The 12,379-nt window shown below is 65.3% G+C and carries 14 protein-coding genes; 6 read left to right on the top strand and 8 right to left on the bottom strand.

What is annotated here, in order from left to right; translation table 11 throughout:
* Positions 1-39 precede the first annotated feature (39 nt).
* The 4 genes from AB4Y36_RS21615 to AB4Y36_RS21600 form a co-directional block, all read right to left on the bottom strand.
* Positions 40-1,098, bottom strand: a complete 1,059-nt coding sequence (locus tag AB4Y36_RS21615) for a sulfate/molybdate ABC transporter ATP-binding protein (protein ID WP_368616198.1) — start codon at positions 1,096-1,098, stop codon at positions 40-42.
* Positions 1,099-1,100: 2 nt separating this feature from the next.
* Positions 1,101-2,069, bottom strand: a complete 969-nt coding sequence (cysW, locus tag AB4Y36_RS21610; RefSeq protein WP_069267548.1) for a sulfate ABC transporter permease subunit CysW — start codon at positions 2,067-2,069, stop codon at positions 1,101-1,103.
* A complete protein-coding gene (cysT, locus tag AB4Y36_RS21605) occupies positions 2,066-2,965 on the bottom strand; it encodes a sulfate ABC transporter permease subunit CysT (RefSeq protein WP_368616197.1) in 900 nt (299 codons plus the stop codon). The genes cysW and cysT overlap by 4 nt, the downstream gene beginning before the upstream one ends.
* A gap of 149 nt (positions 2,966-3,114) precedes the next feature.
* Positions 3,115-4,173, bottom strand: coding sequence for a sulfate ABC transporter substrate-binding protein (locus AB4Y36_RS21600; RefSeq protein ID WP_342945662.1), 1,059 nt, complete (start codon positions 4,171-4,173; stop codon positions 3,115-3,117).
* Between the two features lie 293 nt (positions 4,174-4,466).
* On the opposite strand from AB4Y36_RS21600, the gene lexA reads away from it, so the two are divergent.
* The 3 genes from lexA to AB4Y36_RS21585 all read left to right on the top strand — a co-directional run bounded on the left by lexA (position 4,467) and on the right by AB4Y36_RS21585 (position 6,339).
* A complete protein-coding gene (lexA, locus tag AB4Y36_RS21595) occupies positions 4,467-5,117 on the top strand; it encodes a transcriptional repressor LexA (RefSeq protein ID WP_042268621.1) in 651 nt (216 codons plus the stop codon).
* 64 nt (positions 5,118-5,181) lie between these two features.
* Entirely contained in the window at positions 5,182-5,559 is a 378-nt protein-coding gene (locus AB4Y36_RS21590; RefSeq protein WP_368604199.1) for a hypothetical protein, read from the top strand.
* 96 nt (positions 5,560-5,655) lie between these two features.
* On the top strand, positions 5,656-6,339 hold the full coding sequence (locus AB4Y36_RS21585; RefSeq protein WP_342945661.1) for a DUF2939 domain-containing protein: 684 nt from the start codon (positions 5,656-5,658) through the stop codon (positions 6,337-6,339).
* Positions 6,340-6,400: 61 nt separating this feature from the next.
* Here the strand turns inward: AB4Y36_RS21585 and AB4Y36_RS21580 are convergent, their stop codons facing one another.
* The gene (locus tag AB4Y36_RS21580) at positions 6,401-6,871 is read right to left on the bottom strand and encodes a universal stress protein (protein WP_069267551.1); all 471 of its coding nucleotides are present in this window, start codon (positions 6,869-6,871) and stop codon (positions 6,401-6,403) included.
* 321 nt (positions 6,872-7,192) lie between these two features.
* Here AB4Y36_RS21580 and nodI point away from each other — a divergent pair, with 321 nt between their 5' ends.
* Positions 7,193-8,107, top strand: coding sequence for a nodulation factor ABC transporter ATP-binding protein NodI (gene nodI, locus AB4Y36_RS21575; RefSeq protein ID WP_368684087.1), 915 nt, complete (start codon positions 7,193-7,195; stop codon positions 8,105-8,107).
* 43 nt (positions 8,108-8,150) lie between these two features.
* On the top strand, positions 8,151-8,987 hold the full coding sequence (locus AB4Y36_RS21570; protein ID WP_133184261.1) for an ABC transporter permease: 837 nt from the start codon (positions 8,151-8,153) through the stop codon (positions 8,985-8,987).
* A gap of 18 nt (positions 8,988-9,005) precedes the next feature.
* Here AB4Y36_RS21570 and AB4Y36_RS21565 read toward each other — a convergent pair whose 3' ends face one another.
* The 3 genes from AB4Y36_RS21565 to AB4Y36_RS21555 form a co-directional block, all read right to left on the bottom strand.
* Positions 9,006-9,428 carry a hypothetical protein gene (locus AB4Y36_RS21565; RefSeq protein ID WP_042268617.1) on the bottom strand — a complete coding sequence of 141 codons (423 nt, stop codon included), beginning with the start codon at positions 9,426-9,428 and terminating at the stop codon, positions 9,006-9,008.
* 104 nt (positions 9,429-9,532) lie between these two features.
* Positions 9,533-10,594, bottom strand: a complete 1,062-nt coding sequence (locus AB4Y36_RS21560) for a permease (protein WP_069267553.1) — start codon at positions 10,592-10,594, stop codon at positions 9,533-9,535.
* A 190-nt stretch (positions 10,595-10,784) separates the two neighbouring features.
* Positions 10,785-11,837, bottom strand: coding sequence for an NADP(H)-dependent aldo-keto reductase (locus tag AB4Y36_RS21555; RefSeq protein ID WP_069267612.1), 1,053 nt, complete (start codon positions 11,835-11,837; stop codon positions 10,785-10,787).
* Positions 11,838-12,020: 183 nt separating this feature from the next.
* Between AB4Y36_RS21555 and AB4Y36_RS21550 the strand changes: the two genes are divergently transcribed.
* Positions 12,021-12,263: a hypothetical protein gene (locus AB4Y36_RS21550; protein ID WP_342945658.1), complete on the top strand. Its 243-nt coding sequence runs from the start codon at positions 12,021-12,023 to the stop codon at positions 12,261-12,263.
* The last annotated feature ends 116 nt before the right edge of the window (positions 12,264-12,379 follow it).

Raw genomic sequence — 12,379 nt, 5'->3', positions numbered from 1 at the left:
TGAGCACTGTAACGCTTGCTGCGCCGCTTTTTACAGCGCTCATTGCGCCGGAAATACGCGAAGCCCGCGCGGCACGGCCGTCACGCCCTCGCCGACCGAAAGGCCCAGCGCACGCCACGACTCGCGGTCGAGCTCGGCTTCGAGCGCGCCGCCCGTGCGGCTTTCCAGCTCCACGCGCACCGAGCCGCCCAGCGTCACCACGCGGCGCACGTCGACGACGATGCCGTCGCGATGATCGCTCGCCTGGCGGTGCAGCACGAGGTCGTGCGGCCGCACGTAGGCGAGCGCGGGCCCTTCGAAGCTCGCATGCACGGAGATCGGCTGCGCCGCGCCCTCGGCGACGAAACCGCGTGCATCGACGCTGCCGCGCAGCCGGTTTGCGGCGCCCAGAAATTCGTAGACGAAGGCCGTCTGCGGATGATCATAGACGTCCTGCGGGCTGCCGACCTGCTCCACGTGCCCATGATTCATCACGACGATGCGATCGGCCACCTCGAGCGCTTCCTCCTGGTCGTGCGTGACGAAGATCGTCGAGATATGCAGGTCGTCGTGCAGGCGGCGCAGCCACGAGCGCAACTCCTTGCGCACCTTGGCGTCGAGCGCGCCGAACGGTTCGTCGAGCAGCAGCACCTTCGGCTCGACGGCGAGCGCGCGCGCAAGCGCGATGCGCTGACGCTGGCCGCCCGACAGCTCGGACGGATAGCGCTGCGCGAGCCAGTCGAGCTGCACGAGCTTGAGCAGTTCATGCACCTTCTCGCGAATCACGGCCTCCGAGGGCCGCTCGCTGCGCGGCTTCACGCGCAGGCCGAACGCCACGTTCTCGAACACCGTCATGTGGCGGAACAGTGCGTAATGCTGGAACACGAAGCCCACCTGGCGCTCGCGCGCGCCCACCTCGCCCACGTCCTGGCCTTGCAACACGACCTGGCCCGCGTCGGCGTATTCGAGGCCCGCAATGACGCGCAGGAGCGTGGTCTTGCCACAACCGGAAGGTCCGAGCAGCGCAACCAGTTCGCCCGGCGGAAAGTCGAGCGAGACGTTGTCGAGGGCGGTGAAGTCGCCGAAGCGCTTGTGCAGATTGCTGACGGTGATGCCCATGTTTACTGCTCCCCTACTTGAATCGGTTGGCGCACGGCGCGAGGCGCTGCGTGTTGTGAAACATGTTGCACGGCCACGGGTTGCGGGCCGGCGTAGGCGGGAATCTCGTCCGCGCCGCGCAGTTCCGCCGAAAGGCGGCGCTCCGCGAGCAGCTTCAGGCCGAGCGTGACGAGCGCGAGCAACGCGAGCAGCGATGCCACGGCGAACGCCGCCGCGAAGTTGTACTCGTTGTAAAGAATCTCGACGTGCAGCGGCATCGTGTCGGTCTGGCCGCGAATATGACCCGACACCACCGACACCGCGCCGAACTCGCCCATGGCGCGCGCGTTGCAGAGAATCACGCCGTACAGCAGACCCCAGCGGATATTGGGCAGCGTCACGCGGCGGAACATCTGCCAGCCCGAGGCGCCCAGCACGTGGGCGGCCTCTTCTTCGTCGTTGCCCTGCGCCTGCATCAGCGGAATCAGCTCGCGCGCGACGAACGGGAACGTCACGAAGATGGTGGCGAGCACGATACCCGGCACCGCGAAGATGATCTGCACGTTGCGGTCTTCGAGCCACGGCCCGAGCCAGCCCTGCGCGCCGAACAGCAGCACGTAGATGAGACCTGAAATCACGGGCGAAACTGAAAACGGCAGGTCGATCAGCGTGGTGAGCAGCGCCTTGCCGCGAAACTCGAACTTCGCGATCGCCCACGACGCCGCGAGGCCGAAGCCCAGATTCAACGGCACCGCGATCGCCGCGGTGATGAGCGTGAGCTTGATCGCGGAGAGCGCGTCGGGATCGACGAGCGACGTGAAGTAGAAGCCGATACCCTTCGACAGCGCCTGCCAGAACACCGCGACGAGCGGCACCACGAGAAACAGCGCGAGAAACGCGAGCGCAATGCCGGTCAGCAGCCAGCGCACCCACGGTGATTCGGTGACCGGGTCCGGCCGGCGCGTGCTTCGTTGTTGCGGCAGCGTGCTCATTGCGCACCTCCCGCGACGGTTGCGCCCACCACGGCACTCGGCGCGCTGCCGGCCGTTACACCCCGGCTCGTGCGGCGCTGCAAATACCACTGCAGCGAATTGATGAGCAGCAGCATGACGAACGAGACGCAGAGCATCATCACGGCAAGCGCCGTTGCGCCCGCATAGTCGTACTGCTCGAGCTTGGTGATGATGAGCAGCGACGTGATCTCCGACTTCATCGGCACGTTGCCGGCGATGAAGATGACCGAGCCGTACTCGCCCAGCGCACGCGCGAACGCGAGCGCGAAACCCGTGAGGAGCGCCGGCAGCACCGCGGGCAGCACGACACGGCGGAACGTGAGCCAGCGCGAGGCGCCGAGGCACGCAGCGGCCTCTTCCTGTTCGCGCTCGAAGTCCTCGAGCACCGGCTGCACCGTGCGCACGACGAACGGCAAGCCGATGAAGGTCAGCGCCACGAGCACGCCGAGCGGCGTGAAGGCGATCTTCAGACCGAGCGGCTGCAGGAACTGGCCGATCCAGCCATTGCCGGCATACACGGCGGCGAGCGAAATGCCCGCCACGGAAGTCGGGAGCGCGAACGGCAGATCGACGAGCGCATCGATCACCCGTTTGAACGGAAACCTATAGCGCACGAGCACCCACGCGAGCAGGAAGCCGAATACCGCGTTGATCAGCGCCCCGCCGAGCGCGGCGGTGAACGTGAGCCGGTACGACGCGATCACGCGCGGCGACCACACGGCGCGCACGAACTGGCTCCAGTCGAGTGTCGCCGTCTTGAGAAAGGTGGCGGCAAGCGGAATGAGCACCACGAGGCTCAGATAGGCCACCGTGATGCCAAGCGTCAAACCGAAGCCAGGCAGCGCACTGGGCTTGCGCAATCGAAACGTTGTCATGCTCATCGTCCAGACATGGGTTGCGCGATTCGTGCGTTGCAGATTCGCGCCGAAAAGCGCGCCCGTAGGCGCGCTTCGTTGTTATGCGGTCACGTCGTTATGCGGACCGCTTACTGCTTGACCGCCTGCTGCTTGACTGCTCGACAGCTTTACTGCGGCTGATAGATCGAATCGAACACGCCGCCATCCGCGAAATGCGTCTTCTGCGCGTTGGGCCAGCCGCCGAACGTGTCGTCGACCGTGTAGAGCTTAAGCTTCGGAAACTTCGCCGTGAGCGCCGCCGGGACCTTGTCCGAACGCGGACGGTAGAAGTTCTTCGCGGCGATCTCCTGGCCCTCTTCGCTATAGAGGAACTGCAGGTAGGCTTCGGCCTCCTTGCGCGTGCCCTTCTTGTCGACGACCTTGTCCACCACGGCAACCGGCGGCTCAGCCAGAATGCTCACCGAAGGCACCACGATCTCGAACTTGTCCGGGCCGAACTCCTTGAGCGAGAGAAATGCTTCGTTTTCCCATGCGATCAGCACATCGCCGATGCCGCGCTGCACGAAGCTCGTCGTGGCTCCCCGCGCGCCCGAGTCGAGCACGCCCGCGTTCTTGTAGAGCTTCGTGACGAAGTCCTTCGCCTTCTGCTCGTCGCCGCCCGGCTGGTGCAGCGCATACGCCCACGCCGCGAGATAGTTCCAGCGCGCGCCGCCCGAGGTCTTCGGATTCGGCGTGACGATCGAGACACCCGGCTTGGTCAGATCGTCCCAGTCCTTGATGTGCCTGGGGTTGCCCTTGCGCACGAGGAACACGATGGTCGACGTGTATGGCGAGGCGTTGTCGGGCAGGCGCTTTTGCCAGTCCTTCGCGACGATGCCCTTGTTGGCGAGTGCGTCGATGTCCCATGCCAGCGCGAGCGTCGCGACGTCGGCCTGCAGACCGTCGAGCACCGAGCGCGCCTGTGCGCCCGAGCCGCCATGCGACTGTTTGATGGTGAGCGTTTCGCCCGTCTTCGCCTTCCACTGCTTGATGAAGGCTTCGTTGATGTCCTGGTACAGCTCGCGCGTCGGATCGTAGGAGACGTTGAGCAGCGATGTATCCGCGTGAGCGGCCAGCGGCACCATAGCCGCCATCGCCGTGACGCCGACGAGCGGCGCAACGCCGATGACCAGTTTTGCCGCCAGTGTTTTCAGCCAGCCCGCGCGCCCCGTATGTGTCGTGCCCATCTATCTGTTCTCCGTTCTCGTGTGTGCTCGTTTGCGCTCATTGATGAAACTGCAGCTAACGATGGAGGCCAGTCTAGCGATCCCCTTACATTATTAAAAATGATGTTTTCTTATTTTTTAATACGCAAAAGTGGTAAGGACAGAGGAAGTCGCTGTTGGAGCGCGGTTTCATCCGCGCAAACACGGGAAAACGGCCTGATGGCAACGTTCAGTCGATGAATTTCAAGTAACACTTGAAAAGTGGCGAGTACTGTATAAAAATACAGTTACCTGTTCAAACATACAGTGGCGCCATGACCAAACTCACCGCACGACAGCAGCAGGTTTTCGATCTGGTTCGCCGGGCCATCGAGCGCACGGGCTTTCCGCCCACGCGCGCCGAGATCGCGGCGGAACTCGGCTTCAGCTCCGCCAACTCCGCGGAGGAGCATCTGCGTGCGCTGGCGCGCAAGGGCGTGATCGAACTGGCTGCGGGCGCCTCGCGCGGCATCCGCCTCGTGCCGGGGCCCGACGACCTGCCGCACCAGTTCACGCTCCCGCACCCGAGCATCATGCAACTCTCGCTGCCGCTCGTCGGCCGCGTCGCTGCGGGTAGCCCGATCCTCGCGCAGGAGCACATCTCGCAGAACTACATGTGCGACCCGGCGCTCTTCTCGAGCCGCCCCGACTACCTGTTGAAGGTGCGCGGCCTTTCCATGCGCGACGCCGGCATCCTCGACGGCGACCTGCTCGCCGTGCAGAAAAAGGCCGAAGCGAAAGACGGCCAGATCATCGTGGCGCGCCTCGGCGACGACGTGACCGTCAAGCGCCTGAAGCGCCGTCCGAACGGGCTCGAGCTGATCGCCGAGAACCCCGATTACGACAATATTTTCGTCGAGGCCGGCAGCGCGGAATTCGCGCTCGAAGGCATCGCGGTCGGGCTGATCCGCCCCACCGAATTCTAAGGAATCCGTCTGAGCGCGGTTTGCACATTGTTTGCGCACCATCTGCGCATACCTGGAGAGAGTCATGGAACGTCTTGCCCGCCTGCTGCCCTTCCGCCAATTCGGCCGCCTTCGCCATCTCCGTGGAATCGCCTCGTGCGCGGTCCGCGAAGTCCGCGATTCGGCTGCCGCACTGAGCGGTTCGCTCTTCGAAGACTCGCCTGAGATGGTGGCGGCCAGCGCAGCCGACCTGCCCGTGCTGCCCTCGGCACAGCCGGCGTTTGCGCGCGTGTCGCTCAACAGCACGCTCAACACCGAACAGCCCATGCGCCGCGCGCCCGTGCGCGTCTATCAGGGTCCGTCGCGGCTCATCCTCGTCGGCACGGTCGACGCGGTTTGCCGCGCAATCGACCGCTGCATCGCCGAGCAGCACAGCGACCTGCCCGCGGCACTCGCGAAGTAAGCAGCAACGCTGCACAAATGTGAGAAGAGGTTACGGGCGGGATCGTTTAGCCCGGTTTGCGGTCAACACCGTGTTTAAACGATTTGCCCTATGCCGATGACGGAATCTCTCTCTACCCCGCGCAAGACCCAAGGCTGGAAAAAGCCCGTTGCGATCACGGTCGCCGTCGCAATGGTCGTTGCCGCGATCGGCTACGCCTATGCGTCGCCCTATATCGCGGTGAAACACATGAAAGCCGCGGCCGACGCGCGTGACGCCGTCGCGCTCAACGAATACGTCGATTACCCTGCGCTGCGCCTGAGCCTGAAACAGCAGGTGGGCGAGATGCTGCACCGGCGCGTCGAGGGGCAGCACAGCAGCAATCCGTTGCTGATCCTCGGCGCCGTAATTGGCGCGGCACTGATTAGTCCGCTCGTGGATGCCTACGCCACACCGGAAGGCGTGGCCGCCCTGCTCGATGGCATGCCGCCGACGGGCAAGCCCGGCGACCGGCCACACGCGCCGCCGCCAGCGGAATCCGGCGCGCCATCCGCGCAATCGGCAGAGCCGCCGCAATCGGCACCCGCCTCCGCCGCGCCACCGGCCCCGGCCGTATCCGGCACCCCCGCGCCCGAGGCGCGGCCGGTGACCACGGCGGGCTATCGCGGCCTCAATGAGTTCGCGCTCACGTGGGACCGCGGCAGTACGGGCGAGCACTACGCCGCCATTCTGCAGCGTCACGGGCTCTTCTCGTGGAAGCTCTCGGCGGTCGAGCTAAGCGAAGGAAACGTCTCGAACTGAGATAGATCGGCAGTGGCAGCGCTAACAGGCCGGTTCCAGGCGAGCCGGCCCGCTTGATCCCCTACGCGGCGGCTTGCTGCTGCTTTTCCTCAGCCGCCGACGAACACGCCACGAGAATGCTGCACGAAACGCGGTCGAGCAGCGGCGTGTTGCCGGCGCCCATCCACCAACGCGAGAGCCCTGTGCGGCAGCGGTGGCCCACCACCACGAGGTCGGCATTCAGCTCGTTGGCCAGATTCGCGATTTCGTCGATCGGATGACCGAACGCGAAATGCCCCTGAGCGCGCACGCCGCGCTCGGTTAGCCAGTCCACGCCTTCCTGAAGAATCTCGCGCGCCGTTTCCTCGAAGCGGCCGCAGGCCACGTCGGTCAACAGGCCGGCGCTCTGGGCGATCGTCGAACGCATGTCGACGACCGAGAGCAAGTGCGTCTCGGCCTGCAGATCGAGTGCAAGATCGGCGCCGCACCGCAGCGCCTTGCGGCCTTCGCGCGAGCCGTCGTAACAGAGCAGAATTTTTTTATAGCTCGCCATGATCGCTTCTCCCCGCCCGCGTGATTTGCAGGCTGTGCGATTCTCATGATGGTGCGCCGCAATTCCACACGCAAGGGCTGGAAAACGCCAGGTGTGCATCGAAAAACGCCAGGCACGTCTCAATCGGCGCACGCATCTTGCACAGTGCTGGATGCTTGCCGCGACATGCATTTACCTCGTGCGTCGTCAAAACACCTGTGAGCGACGCCCGACCCGCCGCGCAGCAATGCACTAAAATGGGCCGCCTCGTTTCGTGCGATTTTTCGTTCGGTACTTCGAGCGACTCGCGCGATGCCCGATCGACTCACGTTCAACCGGTCCATGCCCGCACCCGCCATCGAATTCGAGCAGGTCATCAAACATTATGGAGACAGGACGGTCGTCAACGGCCTGTCGTTCGACGTCGTTCCCGGCGAGTGCTTCGGACTGCTCGGCCCGAACGGCGCGGGAAAAACCACGACACTGCGCATGCTGCTCGGCATCGTTTCGCCCGATGCGGGTCGCATCAGCCTGTGCGGCGAGCCGGTGCCGGCGCGCGCGCGCCACGCCCGCCAGCGCGTGGGGGTGGTGCCGCAGTTCGACAATCTCGACCCCGACTTCACCGTGCGCGAGAACCTGCTCGTGTTCGGCCGCTACTTCGGCTTGTCTGCGCGCGAAACGCGCGACCTCGTCGCGCCGTTGCTCGAATTCGCGCGCCTCGAAAGCAAGGCCGACGCACGCGTGGGCGAACTCTCAGGCGGCATGCGCCGACGTCTCACACTCGCGCGCGCGCTCGTGAACGACCCGGACGTGCTTGTGATGGACGAGCCCACTACGGGCCTCGATCCACAGGCACGGCATCTGATCTGGGAGCGGCTGCGCTCGCTGCTCGCGCGCGGCAAAACGATTCTCCTCACCACGCATTTCATGGAGGAGGCCGAACGGCTTTGCAATCGGGTCTGCGTGATCGAGGAAGGCCGCAAGATCGCCGAGGGCGCACCCAAGGCGCTGATCGAATCGGAGATCGGCTGCGATGTGATCGAGGTGTACGGACCGGACCCGGTCGCGTTGCGCGATGAACTTGCGGCCGACGCGAAGCGCACCGAGATCAGCGGCGAGACGCTGTTCTGTTATGTCGACGACCCTGCGCCTGTCCATGCGAAGCTGCGCCATCGCTCTGATTTGCGCTATCTGCACCGGCCCGCGAATCTCGAAGACGTGTTCCTGCGGCTCACGGGCCGCGAGATGCAGGATTAACGGCGGCAGGATCAACGCCCGCGTACGAATCGCCAAGGACACCATGCAGACACGCACCAACAACCCGACGCCCTCGCGCCCCGAACATGCGAGCGTGCGCGAGCCGCGCGCTGCGCTGCCTTCGAACGCGACGCACTGGATGGCCGTGTGGCGGCGCAACTATCTGGTCTGGCGCAAGCTCGCCCTCGCGTCGATGTTCGGCAATCTCGCCGATCCGATGATCTATCTCTTCGGTCTGGGCTTCGGGCTCGGGCTGATGGTCGGGCACGTCGACGGCGTCTCGTACATCGCGTTTCTCGCGGCAGGCACGGTGTCGTCTTCGGTGATGATGTCGGCGAGCTTCGAGTCGATGTACTCGGGCTTCTCGCGCATGCACGTGCAGCGCACTTGGGAAGCGATCATGCACACGCCGCTCACGCTCGGCGACGTGGTGCTCGGCGAGGTGATGTGGGCCGCGAGCAAGTCGATGCTATCGGGCGTGGCGATCATGGTGGTGGCGGGCCTGCTCGGCTACGCGAGCTTTCCTTCCATGCTGCTCGCGCTGCCCGTGATCGCGCTCGCGGGCCTCGCGTTCGCGAGCTGCGCGATGATCGTCACCGCGCTCGCACCGTCCTACGACTTCTTCATGTTCTATCAGACGCTCGTGCTCACGCCGATGCTGCTGCTCTCCGGCGTGTTCTTTCCGATCGCGCAACTGCCCGCCGCCGCGCAGCACATCACGTTGATGCTACCGCTCGCGCATGCCGTTGCGTTGATCCGCCCCGCCATGCTCGACCGGCCTGTCGAGCAGGCCGGCCTGCACCTGCTCGTGCTCGCGATCTACGTAGTGGTGCCGTTCGCGATCGCATCCGTGCTGTTCCGCCGGCGCATGATGCGCTGACACCCCATAGCGCGGCGTTCAGTCCTCGTCGTCGCCCCAGGGAATATCGACGTCCGAAATAAACGCGACCGTCGCGAACGGGCCGCCTTCCTGGCGGCCGACCTTGCCGTCGGCGCGATGCCATTCCACGCGGAACATCGTCGATTGGGTCTGGGCGAGCAAGCGCACCGTGCGGATCTCTTCGGGATCCGACTCCTCCACCGGGCCATCGAGCGAGACCAGCAGCGACTGCGGCCAGAGACCGTCGGCCGGGTCGTAGATGCGATCGCCGTCGGGGATCGAAGTATCCGCCTCGACGCCGATGGTGGCCGAAGCCTCGACGATCATCTTGCCGAGTGCACGAAGCACCGCCGTGGCGCGTGCCGAATTGGCCTGGCGAATGGCGAGATCGCCGCGCGTGAGCGCCTGCTCGAGTTTCGGATTGGTTTTTTGCTTTGCCATGCTGGTTTTCGGGCCGCGGCCCGCTCCGTGGCGGACGGCGAACCGCCCGCGTATTACAAGAATGCCAACGCTGAACGCATGGCGCCTGCCTCGTCCCGGCGTCCCTAGAAGCCTAGCGCCACCGCCGCGAGCCCGGCGGCGATGCCGAAGAACACCACCGTCGTGCCCACGACCGCGAGCATGCGCGGCCGGAACGAGCCCGCCAGCATCGCGAACGACGGCACGCTCACGGGTGGCAGCGTCATCAGCAGCGCGCCCGCTGGACCCACACCCATGCCGAGCGCCAGCATCGCCTGGATGATCGGCACCTCGCCGGCCGTAGGGATCACGAACAGCATGCCGACCACGGCGAACGTGACGATCCACCCAAGGCCGCTCGTGACTTCCGGGCCGATATGCGGGAACAGCCATGCGCGAGCGGCGCCAAGCAACAGCACCAGCACGATGTATTCCGGCACCAGCCGCACGGCCATGCGCGCAAAGATGCGCGCCCAGCGCACGAAGACGTTGCCGCCTTCGGCCTGCTGCTGGGCGAGTTGCGCGAGGCGATCGTCGGCGGCACGCGATTCCTCGGGCGTCACGAGCCGGTTGCAGACCCAGCCGAGGCCGAACACCATCAGCAGGCCCAGCGTGAGACGCAGCGCACTCCACTGCCAGCCGAGCACGAAGCCCATGAACACGAGCGTCGCGGGATTGAGCACGGAGTTGCCGAGCCAGAACGCAATCGCGCCACCAGCCGACGCATTGCGCGCGCGCAGGCCCACGACCACGGGCGCGGCGCAGCAGGTGCACATCATGCCGGGCACGGCGAGCAGGCCGCCCGCCGCGACGCTGCCGAAGCCGCGTCGGCCAAGCACGCGCGCGACCCATTGCACGGGCAGGAGCGCCTGCACGCCGGAACCGAGCAGCAGGCCGAGCACCATGGCCTGCCAGATCGCCTTGCCATAGGCGTAGGCGTAATCGAGCGCGGCGGAGAACGAGGGATCGGGGGCGGTGGCCGCGCCGCCCATCAGGATCGATTTGCCGATGGAGTGCGTCTCCTCGGCGGTAAATGCGCGGTGATAGTACGGGAACCACTTCACGTAGAAGAGGCCGGCCACCGCCAGCAAAATAAAAATGGGCCAGCCGTAAGACGGGGGCGATTGCGCTGGACGTGCGCTCGTCATTGTAAAAATTCTCCGGGATTGAGCGTATGAACGGCCGACGGGGCGCCGTCACGCGAGGCGTGATGGCGCCCCGGCGGCGCATGCTGGATCGTAGTGTATGCCTTGCGAATCGCCAACGCCTTTGCTGCGTTGGCGCCTCACGCGACGCCGCGCGGCCCGGTGAGGGACAGCGCGGTTTGCCGCTTTCCCTTTAAGGGGCCGGATTCGGCTGCTGCTCGTGCAGCGCGTCGATCTGCGCGAGCACTTCGGGGGTGAGCTTGACGTCGGCGCTGGCGATGTTTTCCTTCAACTGCTCGAGCGAGGTCGCGCCGATCAGATTGCTGGTGAGGAACGGCCGGCTGTTGACGAACGCGAGCGCGAACTGCGCAGGCGTGTAGCCATGGGCGCGGGCGAGTTCCACGTAACGCGTCGTTGCGGCCACCGATTCCGGCTTGCTGTAGCGCTTGAAGCGCTCGAACCGCGTGATGCGCGCGCCTTCGGGACGCGCCCCGCCCTCGTACTTGCCCGAAAGCCAGCCGAACGCGAGCGGCGAATACGCGAGCAGGCCCACGGCTTCGCGGTGCGCGAATTCGGACAGGCCGCTCTCGAACGTCCGGTTGAGCAGGCTGTACGGATTCTGGATGCTGACGATGCGCGGCAGCCCGAGCTTTTCGGCCGCACGCAGGAACTGCGCGACGCCCCACGGCGTTTCGTTCGACACGCCGATATGGCGGATCTTGCCCGCCTTCACGAAATCGGCGAGCACGCTGAGCGTTTCCTCGATCGGCACCGTGTATGCATCGTCGAGATACGGGTACATGCTGCGGCCGAACGTCATCGTGCTGCGATCGGGCCAGTGCAGCTGATACAGGTCGACGTAGTCCGTCTGCAGGCGCTTCAGGCTGCCGTCGAGCGCTTCGGTCAGGTTCTTGCGGTCGAACTGGTTCTGCGGCCCGCGAATGTGCTGCGGATTGTGCGGCTGGCGCGCCGGGCCTGCAATCTTGGTGGCGAGCACGATACGCTCGCGCGCCGCGCGATGCTGCGCGAGCCACGTTCCGATGAAGCGCTCGGTCTGTCCCTGTGTCTCCGGGCGCGGCGGCACGGGGTACATTTCAGCGGCATCGATCAGCGTGACGCCCTGGTCGAGCGCGTAGTCGATCTGCGCATGCGCCTCGCGCTCCGTGTTCTGCTCGCCCCACGTCATCGTGCCGAGCCCGATCAGGCTCACCTTGACGTCGGTCTCGCCGAGTGTGCGGTATTCCATGGAAACGTTGTCCATCAGTTCGGTTGGGGAGCGCTGAAACTACCACGACGCGGGAAATTTTTCAGGAGTTGCAGAATACGACCGCATGCTTCCGCAAGTGGCGCAATGCGCCGCGGCGGTCGCGGCGCCGCTCGGCGACAGACGTGCCAGAATCCGCACGTGCGCCTACCAGGAGAAATCGGCATGGAAAACCGACGCAGCTACGAATATATGGGTTTCGACATGACAGCCGGCGTGGACGGCGATCACGAAGCCGGTTTTTACGTCTCGACGCAGATCATCCAGAGCCTCACAGACGCCGAAAACGCCAACGTGCCGGTCGACGGCATCGCCGCTGGCCGCTTTCCGACCCAGGACAACGCCTTCGACGCGGCCTTCGATCGCATTCGCGAAGCGATCGACAAGCGCCTGCGCGCCGCTTCCTGAGCGGCGCACGGGAAAGAAACAGAACGGCCGCAGAAAAGCAAAAAGCCGGACGTCGCAACGACATCCGGCTTTCAGGCCGCCCGACTCACGGGCGGCTCAGCAACGAATCGGAAACT

This window comes from Paraburkholderia sp. BR10936 (assembly GCF_040965735.1).
GTDB lineage: Bacteria > Pseudomonadota > Gammaproteobacteria > Burkholderiales > Burkholderiaceae > Paraburkholderia > Paraburkholderia nodosa_A.
The sequence above is the reverse complement of the archived record's forward strand: the minus strand, read 5'-3'. Positions and strand labels throughout refer to the sequence as shown.